17 protein-coding genes are annotated in these 19,069 nt (G+C 72.9%); 8 read left to right on the top strand and 9 right to left on the bottom strand.

Going from position 1 to position 19,069, the window contains the following annotated elements; translation table 11 throughout:
• Window positions 1-329: 329 nt before the first annotated feature.
• Together AC6CKD_RS36310 and AC6CKD_RS36315 are read right to left on the bottom strand one after the other, a co-directional pair.
• A complete protein-coding gene (locus tag AC6CKD_RS36310; RefSeq protein WP_498333458.1) occupies window positions 330-1,736 on the bottom strand; it encodes a HEAT repeat domain-containing protein in 1,407 nt (468 codons plus the stop codon).
• 342 nt (window positions 1,737-2,078) lie between these two features.
• The gene (locus AC6CKD_RS36315) at window positions 2,079-2,513 is read right to left on the bottom strand and encodes an ankyrin repeat domain-containing protein (protein ID WP_498333460.1); all 435 of its coding nucleotides are present in this window, start codon (window positions 2,511-2,513) and stop codon (window positions 2,079-2,081) included.
• Window positions 2,514-2,793: 280 nt separating this feature from the next.
• Here AC6CKD_RS36315 and AC6CKD_RS36320 point away from each other — a divergent pair, with 280 nt between their 5' ends.
• Window positions 2,794-2,988, top strand: a complete 195-nt coding sequence (locus AC6CKD_RS36320) for a hypothetical protein (protein WP_030031218.1) — start codon at window positions 2,794-2,796, stop codon at window positions 2,986-2,988.
• Window positions 2,989-3,038: 50 nt separating this feature from the next.
• Complete coding sequence (locus AC6CKD_RS36325; protein ID WP_498333462.1) at window positions 3,039-4,676, top strand: P-loop NTPase family protein; 1,638 nt, start codon at window positions 3,039-3,041, stop codon at window positions 4,674-4,676.
• Window positions 4,677-4,724: 48 nt separating this feature from the next.
• On the opposite strand, the gene AC6CKD_RS36330 is transcribed toward AC6CKD_RS36325, so the two are convergent.
• Window positions 4,725-6,227: an SCO1417 family PLP biosynthesis transcription factor gene (locus tag AC6CKD_RS36330; RefSeq protein WP_498333464.1), complete on the bottom strand. Its 1,503-nt coding sequence runs from the start codon at window positions 6,225-6,227 to the stop codon at window positions 4,725-4,727.
• 195 nt (window positions 6,228-6,422) lie between these two features.
• Between AC6CKD_RS36330 and AC6CKD_RS36335 the strand changes: the two genes are divergently transcribed.
• The 3 genes from AC6CKD_RS36335 (at window position 6,423) to AC6CKD_RS36345 (ending at window position 9,337) form a co-directional block, all read left to right on the top strand.
• The gene (locus tag AC6CKD_RS36335; RefSeq protein WP_498333465.1) at window positions 6,423-7,193 is read left to right on the top strand and encodes a glycerophosphodiester phosphodiesterase family protein; all 771 of its coding nucleotides are present in this window, start codon (window positions 6,423-6,425) and stop codon (window positions 7,191-7,193) included.
• 66 nt (window positions 7,194-7,259) lie between these two features.
• Window positions 7,260-8,642: an MFS transporter gene (locus AC6CKD_RS36340; protein WP_498333467.1), complete on the top strand. Its 1,383-nt coding sequence runs from the start codon at window positions 7,260-7,262 to the stop codon at window positions 8,640-8,642.
• A 320-nt stretch (window positions 8,643-8,962) separates the two neighbouring features.
• Window positions 8,963-9,337, top strand: a complete 375-nt coding sequence (locus AC6CKD_RS36345; protein WP_007262928.1) for an RNA polymerase-binding protein RbpA — start codon at window positions 8,963-8,965, stop codon at window positions 9,335-9,337.
• Window positions 9,338-9,472: 135 nt separating this feature from the next.
• Here AC6CKD_RS36345 and fxsA read toward each other — a convergent pair whose 3' ends face one another.
• The 4 genes from fxsA to AC6CKD_RS36365 all read right to left on the bottom strand — a co-directional run bounded on the left by fxsA (window position 9,473) and on the right by AC6CKD_RS36365 (window position 13,619).
• Window positions 9,473-10,066 carry an FxsA family membrane protein gene (fxsA, locus tag AC6CKD_RS36350; protein WP_498333470.1) on the bottom strand — a complete coding sequence of 198 codons (594 nt, stop codon included), beginning with the start codon at window positions 10,064-10,066 and terminating at the stop codon, window positions 9,473-9,475.
• Between the two features lie 126 nt (window positions 10,067-10,192).
• A complete protein-coding gene (locus AC6CKD_RS36355; protein WP_498333472.1) occupies window positions 10,193-10,987 on the bottom strand; it encodes a polyprenol monophosphomannose synthase in 795 nt (264 codons plus the stop codon).
• A gap of 336 nt (window positions 10,988-11,323) precedes the next feature.
• Window positions 11,324-12,973: an amidohydrolase gene (locus tag AC6CKD_RS36360; protein WP_498333474.1), complete on the bottom strand. Its 1,650-nt coding sequence runs from the start codon at window positions 12,971-12,973 to the stop codon at window positions 11,324-11,326.
• A gap of 205 nt (window positions 12,974-13,178) precedes the next feature.
• Window positions 13,179-13,619 (bottom strand): Lrp/AsnC family transcriptional regulator, encoded by a 441-nt coding sequence (locus AC6CKD_RS36365; protein ID WP_498333490.1) that lies wholly within the window; start codon window positions 13,617-13,619, stop codon window positions 13,179-13,181.
• 218 nt (window positions 13,620-13,837) lie between these two features.
• Here AC6CKD_RS36365 and AC6CKD_RS36370 point away from each other — a divergent pair, with 218 nt between their 5' ends.
• Window positions 13,838-14,284, top strand: a complete 447-nt coding sequence (locus AC6CKD_RS36370; RefSeq protein WP_498333476.1) for a hypothetical protein — start codon at window positions 13,838-13,840, stop codon at window positions 14,282-14,284.
• 27 nt (window positions 14,285-14,311) lie between these two features.
• On the opposite strand, the gene AC6CKD_RS36375 is transcribed toward AC6CKD_RS36370, so the two are convergent.
• The gene (locus AC6CKD_RS36375) at window positions 14,312-15,415 is read right to left on the bottom strand and encodes a phosphotransferase family protein (RefSeq protein WP_498333478.1); all 1,104 of its coding nucleotides are present in this window, start codon (window positions 15,413-15,415) and stop codon (window positions 14,312-14,314) included.
• A 167-nt stretch (window positions 15,416-15,582) separates the two neighbouring features.
• The gene (locus AC6CKD_RS36380; protein WP_498333480.1) at window positions 15,583-16,716 is read right to left on the bottom strand and encodes an Rv3169 family protein; all 1,134 of its coding nucleotides are present in this window, start codon (window positions 16,714-16,716) and stop codon (window positions 15,583-15,585) included.
• 947 nt (window positions 16,717-17,663) lie between these two features.
• Here AC6CKD_RS36380 and AC6CKD_RS36385 point away from each other — a divergent pair.
• Window positions 17,664-18,083, top strand: coding sequence for a DUF6153 family protein (locus tag AC6CKD_RS36385; RefSeq protein ID WP_498333482.1), 420 nt, complete (start codon window positions 17,664-17,666; stop codon window positions 18,081-18,083).
• A 127-nt stretch (window positions 18,084-18,210) separates the two neighbouring features.
• A complete protein-coding gene (locus tag AC6CKD_RS36390; protein ID WP_498333484.1) occupies window positions 18,211-18,858 on the top strand; it encodes a DUF305 domain-containing protein in 648 nt (215 codons plus the stop codon).
• The last annotated feature ends 211 nt before the right edge of the window (window positions 18,859-19,069 follow it).

Here is a 19,069-nt window from a genome sequence, read left to right on the forward strand (position 1 = left end):
GTACCGGGCTGCGCCCGGACCCCCTGGGGCTCCGCCCCAGACCCCGGACCTCGAGCGCCGGGGGGGCTGGGAAGCCCCCTGGGCACCGCCGGACCCGGACCTCAAACGCCGGCCGGGCCGGGGAGGCCACCGGGCACCGCCCGGGCCCGAATCTCGAGCGCCGGCGGGGCTGGGAAGGCCGCCGGGCTCCGCCCGGGCCGGGCTCGAGCACCGGACGGGCCAGGAGGGCCACCGGGTCCGGCCGGGGCCGGGCTCGAGCGCCGGGCGGGCTGGTGAGGGCCCCGGTCCTCGAGCGCCCGTCGGCTGGGACGAAGGCCGGGGGGGCGGCTCTACACCGCCGACTCCGGGGTTATGCGGCTCCGGACCGCCGACTGGACGTCTTCCTCCTCGGCCGGGTCGGCTGCCAGGCGGCGCAGGCGCGGGGTTACTCGGGCGTCCGCCGTTTCGGCGTGGCGGGCGGCCACCTCGCGGGTGGTCTCCTCGCAGTCCCAGAGGCATTCGACGGCGAAGCCCGCCGCGAAGGAGGTGTCCGTCGCCGCCAGGGCACGCGCTGCGCGGCCCCGCAGGTGGGAGGAGGACGTCTCGCGGTAGATGTGGCGCAGTACCGGCGCCGCGCAGGCGATGCGCAGCCGGCCGGCTCCGTCGACCAGGGTGAACAGCGGCGTCGAGTCCGGGCCGGAGCCGCGGACGGTGGACCGCAGGGCTCCGAGGACCAAGGTGGCGTCCTCGGCTCCGCCCCGGGCGGCCAGGAGGGTCGCTGCGGCCGTTCCGAGGGCGTCGGGGCGCTGGACCCAGCGTCGGGCCCGCTCGATGGCGGCGGGGCCGCACATGCGCTCGTAGGCGGCCACGGCCGGCTCGTCGCCGGCGGCTTCGATGAGGTCCAGCACGGCCGGGTTCTCCGGCTCGGCGAGGACCAGGTGGTGCAGCGCGGTGGCGCGGGCGGCCTCTCCGGAGGCACCGGCGGCGGCCGCCAGGATCGCGGAGCGGTCCTCGGGGGTGGCCACGGCGGCGAGGCAGCGGGCGGCCGGGACGTGCAGGGGGGTGCCCCGGCGCAGTCCGTCGGCGGCCCAGTCGAAGACGGCTTGGACGCCCCAGCCGGGCTGGGGGCCGCGCGGGGTGAGCTGGCGCTGCCAGCGGTCGAAGGAGCCCTGCTGGCGGGCGGCGCGCAACCGCTCGGCGTACTCGTTGGGCTCCGCGGCCTCTTCCCACAGGCGCCAGGGCCTGGGCTCGTAGGCGTCGCGGACGGCGGCGGCGAGCCGCGCCTCGCCCTCGGCGGTGGCGGGGAAGCGGGCGAGGACGGGGGCGGCCAGGGAGCACAGCCCCTCGTCGTCGTCGCGCAGGGCGAGCTCGTCGAGGGCCCAGGCCCAGTTGGCACCCGTGGCGGCGTAGCGGCGCAGCAGCATGAGCGCGTCGTCGCGGCCGTACGAGGCCAGGTGGCCCAGGACGGACAGGGCGAGGCCCGTGCGGCGGTCGTCCTCGTCGACGAGGTCGTCGACGCTGAAGAGGTGGGCCTCGATCTCGCCCAGGGGGCCGTCGAGGTCCAGGTACAGGCGTGCGTAGTACAGGGAGCGGTTCTCGACCTGCCAGTCCTGGCGCGGATCGCCGGCCACGCAGTGGTTGAGCGCCGCGAGGGCCTCGGCCCTGGGCGCCGCGAGTGCGTGCAGCGTGCCGTCGCCGCGGCCCCGCTGGAGGAGGCCGAGCAGGGTGCCGCTCGGCGCTATGACTGGTTCGAACATGGGAATGGCCTCAAATCAAGCTGGGGACGCAACCGGGAATCGGAATTCACAGGGCCGCGTAACAGCATGTGAGGACGTCCGCCGTCTGGTTCCGCTCGATGTAGACCATTGCCTTCTCACTCTCGTCGGTGTTCTCGGCCAGGGCGGCGGTCCCCCGGCAGGAGTGGGGTCGGACACCCGTTGTGTCCTGCCCGCTCCTGCCCGTCCGTCCTGTCCGCGAATCGAATCCGACGCCATGATGACCCAGGCGGTTTGTGCGCCGCGACCACATTTAAGGCCGCCGTGACCAACCCGTGAGGTCTGGACCAGCCCAGAACCGGCCAGGGAGCGGCTAAAAGCGGACTACTTGGCTCCGAAAAGTTCCAGCAGGTCGGCCTTGGCGAACATGCGGGCCGTGTCCACGGCGGAGGGCGTTCCGGCGGTCGGATCGGCGCCGCCGGCGAGCAGCGCGCGGATGACGGCCTCCTCGCCCTTGAAGACCGCCCCGGCGAGCGGCGTCTGGCCGCGGTCGTTGGCGCGGTCGGCCTCGGCTCCGCGGGCCAGCAGGGCCGTGACGGCTTCGGCGTGGCCGTGGTAGGCGGCGAGCATGACGAGGGTGTCGCCGCGGTCGTTGGTGAGGTTCGCCGGGACGCCCGCGTCCACGTACGCGGCGAGGGTCTCGGTCTCACCCCGACGGGCGAGGTCGAAGATCTTGGTGGCCAGCTCGACGACGTCCTCGTCGGGAACGTCCGGGGCGTCCGGAGAGTCCTGGGAGCCGTTGTCGACGTGCTCACTCATCGGTCGTACCGCCTTTCACGGGCAGGGCTGCGCACGGCGCTGCGTCCGTACGGGTGAAGCGTCAGAGTAGCGCCCGGACCTGCACATGAGAGGCGGGGGCCGCGGCAATGATCACCTTGCGGCCCCCGTGCCCCCATCCCGCCAGGCGCGCCAGCCGGGATGGGCCGGTCAAGTGAAAAATTGCCGGATTCACCCATATGCACCTTTTATCGCATTGATACTTCCTGTGAGCCTGGAAGAACTGATGGTGACTGTCCCCACCCACCAGGAGAACTGACTCATGGTCCTGTCCATCTCAGGTGTCGTCCTGCTCGGCATCATCTGCTTCCTGTTCTTCAAGAAGGACGGCATGAAGCTGACGCACGCGTTCGTGTGCTCGCTCTTCGGCTTCTTCCTCGCCGGCTCCGCCATCGCTCCCAGCATCACGGCGAGCACGGCGAGCCTCGCGAGCCTTCTCGGCGGGATCAAGCTCTAGCGCCCGGCCCCGGCACCCACCCGAAGCATCCACAACTCCAGGAGACGCCCGTGGCCCGGCGCCCACTTCCCCGCATCCTCAGCAGCGGCACCGTGTCGCTGAACCGGGGCCGCGATCTCGCTCGCACGGCCGCCGACAGCGCCACGGACGTCCTCCATCCGCTCCTCACCATCGGACGGGGCTTGCGCGTCCTGGCCTCGGCCGGGCGGCGCAAATGGTGCGACACCCCCAAGGACAAGCGTGGTCCCGCGCTGTTCCTGGGGGCCGCCTGCGTCCTCGTGGTCGCGCTCGTCCCCTACGGCCCCCTCACCGCCCTGATCACCCTCATGGCGGCGGCGGCCTGGCAGGGACGCGACCGCACCCCGGCGAAGACCGGGCCCAGCGATGCCGAGACCGAGCGGCTCGGCTCCCTCTACGAAGCCCTCGTGCCGTACTTCTCCATCCCGGAGGACCCGAGCCCCCTCTTCGCCCACGGCGGGGAGTGGGACAAGGCCTTCAGCGGCTACGAGTTCGACGAGGCGGGCCGCGTCACCCGGCTCCACATCCGCTACCCGGCCTACTTCACCGATGGCGAGGCCGCGTCGCGGGCCCGGATCGAGGCACTGCTGCACGCCAAGTCCGGGCGCGGACGGGAGTATCTCTTCGACTGGGACGAGGAGGGCAACCAGCTCGATCTGCGTGTGCTGGCGGCGCTGCCGACAGGCATCGCCGCCCAGCCCTTCGTCACCTCACCCGGTGAGACCGTGCTCGGTTTCACCGACCCCGGCAGCGTGCAGCGCACCCTGCCCGTCCTGGACGGCGACGAGCTCCGGGACATGCCGCCGGTCATCTGGCGCACCGGCTCCCGCTCCGCCGAGCCCCATCTGCTTGCCGTGGGCCAGCCCGGCAGCGGCACCTCCACGCTGCTGCGCTCCGTCGCCCTGCAGGCCCTGCGGCACGGGGGCGACGTACTGATCGTGGAGGGCGGCGGCACCGGCGAGTACTCCTGCCTCTCCGGCCGCGCCGGCGTCCTCGCCGTGGAGTGCGGGCCGACCGGCGCGCTGGCCACCCTGGAATGGGCCGCCCGCGAGACCGAGCGGCGCCTGATCGCTACCCACCGGGCCCGCGAAGCCGGCCGGCCCGCGCCCGAGGACACCCGGCGCCCGCTGTGGATCCTGCTCGACCGGCCCAGCGTGCTGGCCCACTTGGCCGTCGCCGAGGGCGCCCCCGATCCGATCGCTCAGCTGCAGGTGCCGCTGCGGCACGGGCGCGCCGCGCACGTCACCGTGGTGGTGGCCGAGCAGTTCGACCACCTGGAGCTGCTGAACGACTCCGTCTGGCAGCACACGAGGGCCCGCGTGGTGCTCGGAGCGGCCACGATCCAGCAGATCGCCGACGTGCTGGGGCTGCCCCCGCACACCACGCCGACGACCGTTCTGCCGCCGGGGCGCGGGTACGCCCGGCTCGGCGCCGGTCCCGTGCACCGGCTCCAGGTGCCGGCCACGCCGGACCCGTACGACGACGCCACCCACCCGGGACACCGGCAGGCGGTACTGGACCTGCTGCCCGAGCGTCAGGCGCCGCCCAAGCCCGTCCCGGACCACGTCACGCTGGGCAAGCCGCTGCACATCGTCCAGCCGCCCGCCCAGGCACAGGGCCCGGCGATCGACGCCTCGGAGATCCCCGAAGTCCCGGCGGACGCCCCGTAGGGCGGGCCTTGAGCCGCGCATCGGCCTTGAGCCGTGGCCTTCCCGGTCCTACGCGACGAACGTGCGCGGCGGCTCCGCACCGCCGCCGCCCGCCCCGGTGGCGACCAGCCGGGCCGCGGCGGCCAGCCGGACCGCCGCTTCCTCGGCCACCGCTCCGCCGACGGTGAAGGGGAGCCGGACGTATCCCTCGAAGGCGCCGTCCACGCCGAACCGGGGCCCCGAGGGGACCCGTACGCCCACCCGCTCGCCCACTTCGGCCAGCCGCGAGCCGGAGAGTCCGCCGGCGCGGGCCCACAGGGTCAGACCGCCCAGCGGGACCTGGAACTCCCACTCCGGCAGCCGGCGGCGGACCGCCGCCACCAGGGCGTCCCGGTTCTCGCGAGCCTGATCGCGGCGGATCTCCACGGCCTGCGCCCAGCCTCCGGTGCGCATCAGCCAGTCCACCGCGAGCTGCTCCAGCACGGGCGTGCCCAGGTCGGCGTAGGCGCGGGCGGCCACCAGGCTGCGGATGACGTCGGGGGCCGCGCGGACCCACCCGATGCGCATGCCGGCCCAGAAGGCCTTGCTGGCGGAGCCGACGGTGATGACGGTGGAGCCGGCCGGGTCGAAGGAGCAGACGGGGCGGGGCATCTCCATCGCCGGGTCGAGCTGGAGCTCGACCATGGTCTCGTCGGCGACGAGGACGGTGCCTGCCGAGCGGGCCGCCTCGACCATGGCGCGGCGCTGCTCGTCGGAGGCCAGGGCGCCGGTCGGGTTGTGGAAGTCGGCGACCACGTAGGCCAGGCGGGGGGCGGAGTCGCGCAGCACCTGGCGCCAGACGTCCATGTCCCAGCCGGTCAGCCCCTCCCCCATGGCCACGGGCACGAGGCGGACGCCGGCGGCGCGCATCAGCTGCAGGATGTTGGCGTAGGACGGGGATTCGACCGCGATCCGCTCGCCGCGCCCCGCGAAGAGGCTGCAGATCGCGTCGATGGCGCCCATCGCGCCCGTGGTGACCATGATCTGCTCGGGCATGGTCGGGATGCCGCGCTCGGTGTAGCGGTCGGCGAGCATGCGGCGCAGTGCGGGCAGGCCGGCCGGGTAGTCCCCGTGGGTGTGGGCGTACGGCGGGAGTTCCTCCAGGGCGCCCTGGACGGCCTTGGTGAGCCAGGGCTCGGGGGCCGGGAGGGCGGCGCAGCCCAGGTCGATCATCGAGCCGAGGGACTCGGGGGGCAGGGGCTCCAGACCGCGGGCCGGCACGGGGTTGCCGGCGGGCACCGAGGTCCAGCTGCCCGCTCCCCGGCGGGATTCCAGGAACCCCTCGCCGCGCAGGGCTTCGTAGGCGGCGGCGACGGTGGTGCGGCTGACGGAGAGCACGACGGCCAGCTCCCGTTCGGCGGGGAGCCGGGCGGCCACGGGGATGCGGCCTTCGAGGACGAGCAGGCGGATGCCGTCGGCGAGCGTGCGGTACGCGGGCAGCTTGCGCCCGCCGGGCACGGCGGTCCGGCCCTGCTGGGAGGTGATGAGCCGGCCGAGCTGTGCGGCACCGACCGCCGAGGTCCACTGCGCCATGAGTTCCGGTCCACCTTCGCTAAATTGGCCTTTGCCACCCCCTGGAGGGTGGCATTGGATCGATCCTTACGGTCCAGGGTGCCACGGAGCGGTCCACGTCGGGGCCACGGGCTCCGGCGGAGGGCGTTGACGGCGTTCACCGGCCGGACACGGGGCCGCTCCCGGCCCGGCGGGAGCAGGGGGCATACTGCCGCGGTGACGCACGTACGCCTACCCCACCCCTATCTCGACCACCCGGGTCCGATCCCCTTCGCCCACCGCGGCGGGGCCGCGGACGGGCTGGAGAACACCGCCGCCGCCTTCCGGCGGGCCGCCGCCGCGGGCTACCGGTACTTCGAGACCGATGTGCACGCCAGCTCCGACGGGAAACTGGTCGCCTTCCACGACGCCACCCTGGAGCGGGTCACCGACGGACGGGGGCGCATCCGGGAGCTGCCCTGGAGCCGGATCCGCGAGGTCCGGGCCGGCGGGACCGAGCCCCTGGCGCTCTTCGAGGACCTGCTGGAGGAGTTCCCGGACGCCCGGTGGAACGTGGACGTCAAGGACGAGTCCGCCGTGCACCCGCTGGTCGGCCTGATCGCGCGGACCGGGGTCTGGGACCGGGTGTGCGTGGGCTCCTTCTCCGAGCGCCGGGTCGCCCGGGCCCAGAAGATCGCCGGCCCCCGGCTGGCGACCTCGTACGGGGTGTCGGGGGTGCTCGGGCTGCGGCTGCGGTCGTTCGCGATCCCGGCCGCGCTGCGCGCGGGGGCGGTGGCGGCGCAGGTGCCGGAGACCCGGGGGGGCATCCGCGTGGTGGACCGGAGGTTCGTGCGGACGGCCCATGAGCGGGGGCTCCAGGTGCACGTGTGGACCGTGAACGAACCGGAACGCATGGAGGCTCTCCTGGACCTGGGAGTCGATGGCATCATGACCGACCGGATCGACATCTTGCGCACGGTGCTGGACCGGCGCGGAGCCTGGGCCTGACACTGCCCGCGGCCCCGCGCCGACATGAGGGACCGGGGCGTTACGGGGACCAGCGAGGGGGCCGCCATGAGCGCGCAGACGACGGACGAAGCGGAACCGGGTTCCGAGGACGGCAGATCCGCGGCCGCGGCGGCGGCCGCGCGCAAGCGCGAGCAGCGCGGCTGGTACTTCTACGACTTCGCGGTGTCCGTGTACTCGGCGAGCGTGCTCACCGTGTTCCTCGGGCCGTACCTCACCTCGATCGCCAAGGCAGCGGCGGACGCCGAGGGCTTCGTGCATCCGCTGGGCGTCCCGGTGCGGGCCGGTTCCTTCTTCGCCTACACGGTGTCCGCCTCGGTGATCCTGGCCGTGCTGCTCATGCCGCTGGCGGGGGCGGTCGCCGACCGGACCGGGCGCAAGAAGCCGCTGCTGGCCGTGGCCGCGTACACGGGGGCCGCGGCGACGGCCGGCATGTTCTTCCTGGCCGGCGAGCGCTACCTGCTGGGCGGACTGCTCCTGATCATCGCGAACGCCTCGCTGTCGGTGTCGATGGTGCTGTACAACGCCTATCTGCCGCAGATCTCCACGCCGGACGAGCGGGACACGGTCTCGTCGCGCGGCTGGGCCTTCGGATACACCTCGGGCTCACTGATGCTCGTGATGAACCTGGCGCTCTACATGGGCCACGACTCCTTCGGCCTCACCGAGGGCATGGCGATCCGCATCTGCCTGGCCTCGGCCGGCCTGTGGTGGGGGGCCTTCGCCCTGATCCCGCTGCGCCGGCTACGGGACCGCGCCGTGGTCCGCGAGCCGGGCGCGGCCCCGGCCGTCAGCGGCTGGAAGCAGCTCATCGCCACCCTGAAGGACATGCGGCGCTATCCGCTGACCCTGTCGTTCCTGCTGGCGTACCTGATCTACAACGACGGCGTGCAGACGGTGATCTCCCAGGCCTCGATCTACGGGTCGGAGGAGCTGAAGCTGGAGCAGTCCACCCTCATCGGGGCGATCCTGCTCGTCCAGGTCCTCGCGGTGGCGGGCGCGCTGGGGATGGGCCGGCTGGCCGTCCGGTACGGCGCCAAGCGGACGATTCTCGGATCGCTGGCGGCCTGGGCGGTGACGCTGGGCATCGGGTACTTCCTGCCGGCCCGGACCCCGGTGTGGTTCTTCGCACTCGCCGCGATGATCGGGCTGGTGCTGGGCGGCAGCCAGGCGCTGTCGCGCTCGCTGTTCTCGCACCTGGTTCCGGCGGGCAAGGAGGCCGAGTACTTCTCGGCGTACGAGATGAGCGACCGGGGGCTGAGCTGGGTGGGGCCGCTGGTTTTCGGGCTCACGTACCAGGTCACGGGCAGCTACCGGGACGCGATCATCTCGTTGGTGGTCTTCTTCGCACTGGGTTTCGTGCTGCTCGCCCGAGTGCCGGTGCGGCGCGCGGTGGAGGCGGCGGGGAATCCTGTACCCGAGCGGATCTGACCGGGGATCCGGCGGAACCGACGGCTCCGACGGACCGTGGGCGCGCGAATTCGGAACGAATTTCGACGTTCAAGCTAAGGGCCGGTAGTGTACGCCTTTGGCCTGCCAGGCGGACCGTTACTGCGTGCTTATGAAGTGAAGACGTTGGGTGACATCTGCTGCCAGATGTGACAAAACGGGCACTGGTGGGTACAACAAGGGGCGGTACGACGGGCGACGCATGACCCGGAGCGGGAATCTATACCGCCGACCGGACGTTGACCGGATGACGACGACAGCGACACCTGTCCTGTGGGCGACAAGCCCGGGAGGCACGATTCATGAGTGAGCGAGCTCTCCGCGGTACGCGGCTCGTGGTTACCAGCTACGAGACGGACCGCGGCATCGATCTGGCCCCGCGCCAGGCGGTGGAGTACGCATGCCAGAACGGACATCGATTTGAGATGCCGTTCTCGGTTGAGGCAGAAATTCCGCCGGAGTGGGAGTGCAAGGCGTGTGGCGCCATGGCACTCCTTGTTGACGGGGATGGGCCCGAAGAGAAGAAGGGCAAGCCTGCGCGAACGCACTGGGACATGCTCATGGAGCGGCGCACCCGCGAGGAGCTGGAGGAAGTGCTGGCCGAGAGGCTGGCGGTCCTTCGTTCCGGCGCCATGAACATTGCCGTGCATCCGCGGGACAGCCGCAAGTCCGCCTGACAGCCGGACGCCACACAGCGGCGAGCAGCACCCGCAGCACCGTAAGAAAGTACGAAGCCGAGGGGCCCCACCACACACTGTGTGGTGGGGCCCCTCGGCTTTCTGCTGTGCTGCCCCCTTCAGGGGGTCTGGGTCTCAGGGGGTCAGCGGCGGCCGGTGGCCGGTGCCGGGCCGCTGGGGCCCGTCCTCGCGGACGACCTCGCCGTGGATGACCTCGCCCGGGACGACCTTGCCGTCCGGGTAGTGGATGCGGGCCTGCTGGAAGGCGTCGCCGAAGGAGCCGGCCGGCGCGGAGGCCATCTTCCGCTCCAGGGAGAGGGCGGCCCGGCGGCCGATCACGGCGCGGACGGGCGGGAGCAGGAGCAGCAGACCGGCCGCGTCGGAGAGCAGGCCGGGCATCATCAGGAGCAGGCCGGCCAGCATGGTCAGGCCGTTGCCCGTGCCGGGCTTGCCGGGCTGCGGCGGAGTCGGCTGACGGCCCTCCTGGGCCTGCTGGAAGGTGTCCGTCAGGTTCTTGAAGGCACGCCGCCCGGCCCGCTTGATGACCACCGCACCGAGCACCAGGCCGCCCGCGAGCAGCAGGGCGACGCCTCCGCCGCCGATCATTCCGGCGACCTGGCCGAGGAGCCAGATCTCCAGGATCAGCCAGGCGGCGATGGCCAGGGGAAGGTACGTACGGGCGGGCGAACGCCGCCGGGGGGCCGTAGAGGTCGGAACTCCGGTCGTCATACCCCCAGTGTGCCTGGGCCGGAGTAAAGACGTCCTCAGCCGGAGGTACCGGACATCCCCTAGGGGTGGCGGACCGCCCGGCGCGGACCGCCCGGCGCGGGCTGCCCGTTCCGGCCCCGCAGCGGGCTACTTGTCCCGGGCCTTGCCCGTCAGCTTGTCCGACACCTTGTCCGAGAGCTTGCCGGCGTGCTCCTTGAGGCCCCACTGGGTGACCCGCCAGAGGGCCTCCACCACGATGTCCTTGCTCATCTTGCTGTCGCCGAACTCGCGCTCGACGAAGGTGATGGGCACCTCGACCACGCGGAAGCCCTTCTGCACGGCCCGGCGCGCCAGGTCGACCTGGAAGCAGTAGCCGGCGGAGGCCACGTCGGCCAGGCCCAGCCCTTCGAGGGTCTCGCGGCGGAAGGCCCGGTAGCCGCCGGTCACGTCGCGGATCGGGACGCCCAGCATCAGCCGGGAGTACGTGGACCCGCCCCGGGAGAGGAACTCGCGGCTCTTGGGCCAGTTCACGACCCGGCCGCCCGGCACCCAGCGGGACCCCAGCACCAGGTCGGCCCCCGCCAGGGCGGTGAGCAGCCTGGGCAGTTCCTCGGGCTGGTGGGAGCCGTCGGCGTCCATCTCGATGATGACGCCGTAGCCGTTCTCCAGGCCCCACTTGAAGCCGGCCAGATAGGCGGCGCCGAGCCCTTCCTTGCCCTTGCGGTGCAGGACGTGGACCTGGTCGTCCGCCGCCGCCAGCTCGTCGGCGAGCTTTCCGGTGCCGTCCGGGCTGTTGTCGTCGGCGACCAGGACGTGGGCCCCGGGTACAGCCGCGCGGACGCGGCCGACGATCAGCCCGATGTTCTCCGCCTCGTTGTAGGTCGGAATGATCACCAAGGCCGTGCCGAGCGGTCCGTAGCTTCGCTGTCCGCCGTCGCTCACTGATTCCCCTTTTGCGTTCTCGTACATCCTGTACGTCGTGTCGCAGAGGATGATTTTAGAACAGCGATCGGGGCCCGCGATCCTTCGGGCCGGACCGGCTCCCGCTGGCTGCGGGCCGCCTGACCGTTGTCTACTGGACCGCAGGGCCCCGATCTGAGGCCACCCGCCCCCAACCTCCTGCGAAGCAGGGGGGACACCCTTCCGGCGAAACCTTCCCTCGCCCCCGAGGCGCGGGCGCGGTTGAGCGATCGGCTCCGTCCGGTTCGGACGTCCGGTGGTGGACCCGGCCGAACCTATCCGGGTCCGGCCGCCCTCACCGAACCACGGCCACCCGGATCACCCCTGTGGGCGTACGAATACCTCCCGGCCGCCGACCACGGTCGCCAGGCAGACCGGAAGCTCGCCGCCGGGGGTCAGGTCCGGCAGTCCGGGGGTGCCGGAGCGGGGGTCCGTGGACCAGCGGGCGACCCGGTCGTCGGGGGCCTGGACCACCAGTTCGGCCGTGTCCCACACCGCGTAGTCGGCCGGGGCGCCGGGGACGAGGATGCCCGCGTCGTCGCGGCCCAGCGCCCGCCAGCCGCCGCGGGTGTGGGCTGCGAAGGCGGCCCGTGCGGAGATGCGGTGGGCGGGCGTGTGGTGGAAGGCCGCCGCCCGGACGGTGCCCCAGGGGTCGAGCGGGGTGACCGGGGCGTCGGAGCCGAAGGCGAGCGGTACGCCGGCCTTGAGCATGGCCGCGTACGGGTTGAGGGTGCGGGCGCGCTCGGCGCCCAGCCGGTCGGCGTACATGCCCTCCTCGCCGCCCCACAGCGCGTCGAAGGCGGGCTGCACCGAGGCCGTGAGGACGAGCTCCGCGAAGGCGGCGATGGTGGCCGGAGTCATCATCTCGGCGTGCTCGACGCGGTGCCGGGCGGCGCGCACCCGGTCCAGGCCGACCTTGTCGGCGGCGGCCCGGACCCCCGCGACGACGGCGGTGATCGCGGCGTCGCCGATGGCGTGGAAGCCCGCCTGGAGGCCCGCTTCGGTGCAGGCGGCCACGTGTTCGGCGACGGCCCGCGCCTCGAGGTAGTCGGTGCCGGTGTGGTCCGCGTCGGCGTACGGGGCGTGCAGGCAGGCGGTGTGCGAGCCGAGGGCGCCGTCGACGAACAGGTCGCCCGCGGCGCCGACGGCGCCGAGTTCCTTGACGAGGGCGAGGTCCCGGTCGGCCCAGTAGCCGAAGACCCGGGGGCCGGGGTGGGTCCGCGCCAGCTCCAGGAGGGCGGTGAAGTCCTCCGGGGAGGAGATCTCCGGGCCGCCGCACTCGTGGACGGAGCCGATCCCGAGGGAGGCGGCCCGGTCGAGGGCGGCCCGCTGGGCCTCGGCGCGCTGGGCCGGGGTGAGGGCGCCCAGCGCGGCGCGGCGTACGGCGTGGTGGGCGTCGCGGGTCAGCGGCTCGTCGGCGGCCTCGCGCACCTCGGGGACCAGCCGGAGCAGGGCCGTGGTCACCACTGCGGAGTGCGCGTCGATGCGGCTGAGGTAGAGGGGACGGCCGCCGGTGGCCTCGTCGAGCTCCTGCCTGCGGGGCGCGCGGCGTTCGGGCCAGCGGGCGGCGTCCCAGCCGTGGCCGAGGAGCACCCGGTCGGCGGGGCGGTCGTCCGCGTACGCGCGCACGCGCTGGAGGGCTTCGGCGAGGGAGGCGGCCGTGGACAGGTCCAGGCCGGTCAGGGCGAGGCCGGCGGAGGTGGTGTGCACGTGGGCGTCGGTGAAGGCGGGGGTGACGAGGGCCCCGCCCAGGTCGACGACCTCGTCCACGCCCTGCGCGAAGGCGTCGGCCGCGCCCTCGGAGCCGACCCAGGCGATGTGGCCGCGCTCGACGACCATCGCGGTGGCGAACGGGTCGGCGGGGCTGTGGACCTCGCCGCCGCGCAGGAGGACCGTACGGGGGCCTCCGGCCGTGGGGGCGTGGGCTCCGGCGGCGGTGGCGGAGTCGGCGGTGGTGCGGTCTGTCATGCCGACAGTCTGGCGGGTGGGTTGTGCGTCGCGGAACACGGCCCCTCCGCAGGGGGCCCGGAGGCGGTTCCCCTCCCCCGTCCTTCGCCGTCCTTCGCCCGTTCGCCGGGGCTGCGCCCCTGACCCGCTGTCAGTTGCGGCGCCGTTGCCGTGGCTCCGCTCCGGACCCCGCGCCTCACACGTCGGCGGGGCCGGTCCAGCCGGTCTAGACGCGGGGCGGGCGGGCCTCGTACGGGGTGGAGAGGACCACCGTGGTGCGGGTGGAGACGTGGGCCAGGGCGCGCAGGCGGCTCAGGAGGTCTTCCAGTTCCAGCGGGGTGGCCACGCGGACCTTGAGGATGTAGTTCTCCTCGCCCGCGACGCTGTGGCAGGCCTCGATCTCGGGAACCCCGGCCAGCCGCTCCGCGATGTCGTCCGGCGCGCTCGGATCGAAGGGCTTGACCGAGATGAAGGCCGTGAGCGGAAGACCGACGGCTTCTGGGTCGACGACGGCCGCGTATCCGCGGATGACCCCGCGCTGTTCGAGGCGGCGTACTCGTTGGTGGACCGCCGACGTGGACAGTCCGGTGGCCTTGCCCAGGTCCGTGTAGCTCATCCGCCCGTCCCGCACGAGCAGATCCACGATCTGGCGGTCCAGCTCCTCCATTGCGCTCATAGCCGCACAACTTACGGCCCCGAACCGTTCAGGCCCAGCCGTGTCCACGGATTGAGGTGGCACCTGCGCCAGGCATGTGACCAAGGCCACAGGGGTATACGTGCGTAGGGCGGCCGGATGTGGTTACTCGTGCCGCGCGACGGGAAGTGCTTGGGGTGGCCGTGGCCGAAGAACCTGCCCGCCCGGCCCACCCAAGGGGGAGTACATCCATGCTGAACACCAAGCGCGCCGGCCGCACCGAACCGGAGCCCCTGGAAATCGTCGAGAGCGGTTACGCGGACGACGACGACTACCTCGAATACGCCGAAGGCTTCGAGATCCACCACGCGACCTGCCCCGATTGCGGCCAGTCGATCGCCCTGGTCGCGGACGAGGAGTTCCTGCCGGAGCACGCCCTCTGCCTGAGCCCGTGGAACCCCTTCGGGCTCACGGTGTGCGCGGGCACGGGGCGGCCCGCCTCCGACGCGCTGCCCACCCTCGCCTTCGGCGTCGACGAGGCCCCGGAGCTGGAGCCCGTCGTGCACCTGGCGCTGCCGCAGGGGCTGGACTGGCGCACGCAGCCGTTCTCGCACGTCGGCGGCCCCGGCTCGCGTCCCGTGCGGATGCCGGCGCCCGCGACGATGCCGCAGATGCGCCAGCACGCGCAGGCCGCCTGAGCCCGGCCCGAGCGGCTGCGAGGACGTCTACCAGTACGTTCCCTGCACCATGGCGGTGAGGCTGGCATGGTGCAGGATCAGGCTGTCGGGATCCACCGGGATCTCCACCTCGCCGAAGTGCGCCTGCCGGTAGGCGATGCGCAGCATCACGATCCCGTGCCGCAGGGCGGCGTAGAGCGTGTGGAACTCCATGTCCCGTGGTGTGTGCCCGGTGAGTTCGGCGTACCGGCGTTCGATGTCCTCGCGGCGCAGGAACCCCGGCAGGCCCGGCTGGCCGAAACCTACGGTCAGGTCCTGGAAGAAGCAGTGCAGGTAGACGGTCCAGCCGAGGTCGACCTCGCGCGGGGCGCAGGCCGCCATCTCCCAGTCGAGGACGGCCACGGGTTCAAAGCCGTCGGCCTCGTAGATGACGTTGCCGATGCGGGCGTCGCCCCAGTTGAGGACGGCCGGCCCGCCCTCGTCGGCGGGCCAGAGCTCTTCGAGGCGGGCGAACGCCCTTTCCAGCAGCGGTGATCGGCGCTTTCCCGCCACCACCCAGTCGTAGTAGGCGCGTTGGGACTCGACGTGACGGCGCAGCGGGCTGCCCTCGCCCTCCGGGAGGAGGAACCGCGCCTCCTCGGGCGGGAACTGGTCGTGCAGCCGGGCGAGCAGCGCGATGCTCGACTCCTGGAGCACGGCGCGTTCCGCGTCGGTCGCGGCGTGCAGCCAGTTGCCCTCGTAGGTGTAGGGCATCACGTCGGGCGGTACGCGCCCTTCGGCGCGGGCCATCACGAAGAACGGTGCCCCGAGTGGGCCGGGGTCCTCTTCCAGCCACTGCACCCGCGGGACCGGCAGGTCGGTGTGGGCGGCGACCAGGCTCATGACCCGGTGCTGGCGCGGCATGTCGTAGGTGGGGAACACGGTGTAGGCGGCCGGGTCGGCGGCGAGCCGCAGGGCGCAGGCGCGGATCGGGGCGTCGGGGTGCTCTATGTCGAAGAGCAGGGTCTCGCTGGACATGCCGTTGGAACCGGGGACGGAGATGTTGGTGACCTTCGCACCGGGAAGCTCGGTGTCGAGCCAGGCGGCGAGGCGCCGGCCCAGCTCCTCGGGTTCGCGGGTGGAGGTGCGGGGGCGCGGGGCCGGTCCTGCCATGGGAAACCCCTTCTCTGGCTTGGCTGTTGAGGTTGAGGTTGAGGTTGCGGTTGGCGTTGCGGTTGCGGTTGGCGTTGCGGTTGCGGTTGGCGTTGCGGTTGCGGTTGCGGTTGTGGTTGCGGTTGTGGTTGCGGTTGCGGTTGTGGTTGTGGTTGTGGCGGCCCTCGCTACGGGGCGACCGAGCTGTAGTCGGCGAAGCCGCTGGGGTCGTGGCGGCCGAAGCTGCCGTGTTCGAAGATTCCGTAGCCGGTGCGGCCCTCGAGGGTGAAGCGGGCCGCGTGGTCGGTGACTCCGAAGGCGGCCATGGGGTGGGCCGCCGGGTCGGAGAGGTCGTAGGTGCGTCGGTCGGTCCAGCCGCGGCCCTGCCAGGTGCCGTGCTGCCAGTCGGAGGCGGGCGGGTAGCCGGCCCCGACGGCGAGCGGGGAGGAGCCCAGGATCTCCACACCCAGTTCGAGGGGTTTGCGGCCGGCCGGATCGGTGAGGTGGACGACGGCGCTCTCGGGGTGGCGGCTGCCCGGGCGGTAGCGGATGTCGGTGTGCGGCCAGCCGAGCTGTACGTCGTGGCGGCCGCTGCCCTCGGGGAAGACCTGGACGGCTTCGCTGAGGGCCCGGTGACCGTCGGCGTCCTCCTGGGTGATGACCATCAGGAAGCGGTCCTCGAACCGGACGGGTATCCAGAGCCAGTGGAAGCCCTCGGGCCGGTGCTCCTCGGCGGCGCGGCCGCCCTCCTCACCGGGGATGGGGCGCACGCCCCAGCTCCGGTCGCGGGTCCCGGTCCAGTCGGCGTCGAGGGTGAACACCTCCCCCTTGGCGCGGATGGTCCCGGTGACGCTGCCCGCCTGGACGAAGCGGCGGCCTTCGAGGATGAGGCGGTCGCCGCGGCGCTGGGTGTGGTGCGGCTCCCACACGGCGGGGAACTCGGCGGTCCAGGTGATGTCGTACGAGAGCCCGTCGGGGTCCTCGGGGTCGGCGTCGCAGGAGAGGGTGAGCCGCCGGAGGGGTTCGTCGACGGTGATGCGGAGCGGTCCGACGGAGAGGTTCATGCGGTCGTCGGTGAGGGCGTCGGAGGCTCGGACCGCGAGGAGTTCGTCTCCGACGCGGAGGGTGGCGTAGGCGTCGATGACTCCGGCGTTGGGGTAGACCCCGAGGCCGAGGATCAGGACGGCGCGGCCCGCGTGGTCGAAGACGTGGAAGATGCAGCGGTCGTAGGCGTTGCGGTCGCCGGTGACGAGGTGCTTCATCGACAACGGGGCCTGATGGATGGGGTATTCGTCGAGGGGTACGGGCCGGTCGGCGGGCATGGCGAACCTCCGGATACGGGTGCGGGGGATGACACCTGGGCGGAAATGACGGTACGTCAGATTGCGGGGCGGGGGCCAGGGTTGTGGCACGAACTGTCAGGGAGACACGTCGTGCGGGGGCCCGGTTGGGGCCGGGCCGGGGGCGGGGTGGGGATCCCCTGGGCGGAGGGCCGGCTGCGGGTGCCCGAGGGCGACGGAACGGCCGCGCCGCCGCCGGCTGCGGCCCCGCCGGGGCTTCCTGCCGGATCAGCCACCCCTCCCGGGCTGCACCCTCCTCGACCATAGGCCCGGGGCGGGCTGCTCGGCGCGGCCGCAGGGGTGGAGGGCATGGTTCGGCCACCGAGACCGGGGTGGGCTGCTCGGCTCGGCCGCGGAGGGTGGGGCGGGGTACGCGACTCGACCGCCGGGACGGGCTGGGTACGCGGCGCAGCCACTCAGGACTGGCTGGGTACGCGGCTCAGCCACCGAAACCGGGGCGGGGCACGCGGCTCGACCACCGAGACCGGGCGGACTAAGCGGCTCGGCCGCAGAAGGTGGGGCGGGCTACGCGACTCAGGCACCGAGACCGGGCGGACTACGCAGTTCGACCGCCGAGGACGGGACGGACTGCGCGCCTCAGCCACCGAGGCCAGGGCCAGGTACGCGCCTCAGCCACCGAGACCGGGCGGGGTACGCGACTCGGGCACCGAGACCGGGGCGGGATACGCGTCATCGGGCACCGAGACCGGGGGCCGGACTGCTCGGCTCGGCCGCAGAGGGTGGGGCGGGGTACGCGACTCGGGCACCGAAGACGGGGTGGGGTGCGGGGCTTGGCTCGGCCTCCGAGGGGTGAGGCGTGGATTGGTCGGGGCGGGTGGGGTGGGCTGAGGGGGTTGATTTGTGGGGTGTTCAGGCGCATGCGCGCGCCTGGCCGGGGGGCTTCGGGGGGTGGACCGTACGATGAGCCCATGAACTCCGCCGCGCTGTCGCCTGGCCGTCGCCCTGCCGGGCGCGGTCTTGTGCTGCTGGTGCTCGCGGTACTGATCGGGGTTCTGGGGATGCACGGTCTGGGCCCCGGGGCGGTGCCCGCGAAGGCGTCGGCGGGTGCCGGGTCGCACGGGGCCGCGATGGCCACGGAGGCACCCGGCCACGAGATGGCGGGAGACTGTTCCCACGCCGCCGGCGGAACCGGGCACGCCCCGGCCGCCCATCACGCGGATGCGACCTGTGCGGCGACCGGTATCGGTGTTGCGTACACCCCGCCCGCCCTGACCTCCACCCTCGGCCTCGCGCCCGCGGTCGTCGCGCTGCCCTCGGGCGCGCCCGGGGCTCCGGAGACCGGACGGGCCCCGCCCGACCTGGCCGAACTACAACTCCTGCGGATTTAGAGCTGCCCGCACGGCACCCGCACGCCCCGGCACCCGCCGGGCGGCGTGGCGCCGCGCCCTGGCCAAGCCCTCACTTCCGCCTCCCGCATGCCCGCTACAGGGCTGCGCACCAAGGAGTCGCACCACCATGAACAAGCACTTCCTCCGCCGTACCGCCGTTGTTGCCGCCGCGGGCGCGGCCTCGCTCGTCCTCGCGGCCTGCGGGTCGAGCGACGACACCTCGGCAGGGCACGGCGGCCACCAGTCGCCGTCGGCCGCTCCGGCCGACCCGTCCAGCCCGACCCCGTCGACCCCGTCGACCTCGTCGGCCCCGCACAACGCGGGCGACGTCGCCTTCGCCAAGGGCATGATCCCGCACCACCGCCAAGCGGTGGAGATGGCGGATCTCGCCCTCACCCGCGCGCAGTCCTCCGAGGTGAAGGAACTCGCCTCGGAGATCAAGAAGGCCCAGGACCCGGAGATCAAGACCCTCTCCGGCTGGCTGGCCTCCTGGGGTGAGCCGGTGCCGGCCGAGGGCGCCACGGACCACTCCGCGCACGGGGCGGGCGGCATGATGACCCCCGGGGAGATGGCAGACCTCGCGAAGGCGTCGGGCACGGCCTTCGACACGGCCTTCATGCAGCTGATGATCAAGCACCACGAGGGTGCCGTGGCGATGGCCGAGACGGAGAAGGCCCGGGGGGCCTACCCGGAGGCCAAGGCGATGGCCGACGCCATCATCACCTCGCAGACCGCCGAGATCGCCAGGATGAACGGCCTGCTCGGCAAGAACTGATTCCCGACGGAGGGGCGTGGCGACCGTACCGGCCGCCGCGCTCCTCCGTTCTCCTCTGCCCACATCCCTCGTGGGATACCCCAAGGGGGTATACAGGTGCTGCGTGGGACCCCAGGAGGGGGGTCACACTGAAAGGGAATTGTGATAGTCGACCTGCGGCCCGGGTTGGGTTGCTGCCAGGCTGATGTCGGCGTCCGGCATGACCCGAAAC

The sequence above is a fragment of the Streptomyces sp. GQ60 genome (genome assembly GCF_059758875.1).

Excerpts from the sequence above, each read along its gene's own strand:
- AC6CKD_RS36315 (WP_498333460.1), bottom strand. The coding sequence starts at position 2,513 with ATGAGTGAGCACGTCGACAACGGCTCCCAGGACTCTCCGGACGCCCCG.
- AC6CKD_RS36330 (WP_498333464.1), bottom strand. The coding sequence starts at position 6,227 with ATGGCGCAGTGGACCTCGGCGGTCGGTGCCGCACAGCTCGGCCGGCTC.
- AC6CKD_RS36380 (WP_498333480.1), bottom strand. The coding sequence starts at position 16,716 with ATGCCCGCCGACCGGCCCGTACCCCTCGACGAATACCCCATCCATCAG.
- AC6CKD_RS36345 (WP_007262928.1), top strand. The coding sequence starts at position 8,963 with ATGAGTGAGCGAGCTCTCCGCGGTACGCGGCTCGTGGTTACCAGCTAC.
- AC6CKD_RS36390 (WP_498333484.1), top strand. The coding sequence starts at position 18,211 with ATGAACAAGCACTTCCTCCGCCGTACCGCCGTTGTTGCCGCCGCGGGC.
- AC6CKD_RS36385 (WP_498333482.1), top strand. The coding sequence starts at position 17,664 with ATGAACTCCGCCGCGCTGTCGCCTGGCCGTCGCCCTGCCGGGCGCGGT.
- AC6CKD_RS36340 (WP_498333467.1), top strand. The coding sequence starts at position 7,260 with ATGAGCGCGCAGACGACGGACGAAGCGGAACCGGGTTCCGAGGACGGC.
- AC6CKD_RS36310 (WP_498333458.1), bottom strand. The coding sequence starts at position 1,736 with ATGTTCGAACCAGTCATAGCGCCGAGCGGCACCCTGCTCGGCCTCCTC.
- AC6CKD_RS36320 (WP_030031218.1), top strand. The coding sequence starts at position 2,794 with ATGGTCCTGTCCATCTCAGGTGTCGTCCTGCTCGGCATCATCTGCTTC.
- AC6CKD_RS36360 (WP_498333474.1), bottom strand. The coding sequence starts at position 12,973 with ATGACAGACCGCACCACCGCCGACTCCGCCACCGCCGCCGGAGCCCAC.
- AC6CKD_RS36370 (WP_498333476.1), top strand. The coding sequence starts at position 13,838 with ATGCTGAACACCAAGCGCGCCGGCCGCACCGAACCGGAGCCCCTGGAA.
- fxsA (WP_498333470.1), bottom strand. The coding sequence starts at position 10,066 with ATGACGACCGGAGTTCCGACCTCTACGGCCCCCCGGCGGCGTTCGCCC.
- AC6CKD_RS36375 (WP_498333478.1), bottom strand. The coding sequence starts at position 15,415 with ATGGCAGGACCGGCCCCGCGCCCCCGCACCTCCACCCGCGAACCCGAG.
- AC6CKD_RS36365 (WP_498333490.1), bottom strand. The coding sequence starts at position 13,619 with ATGGAGGAGCTGGACCGCCAGATCGTGGATCTGCTCGTGCGGGACGGG.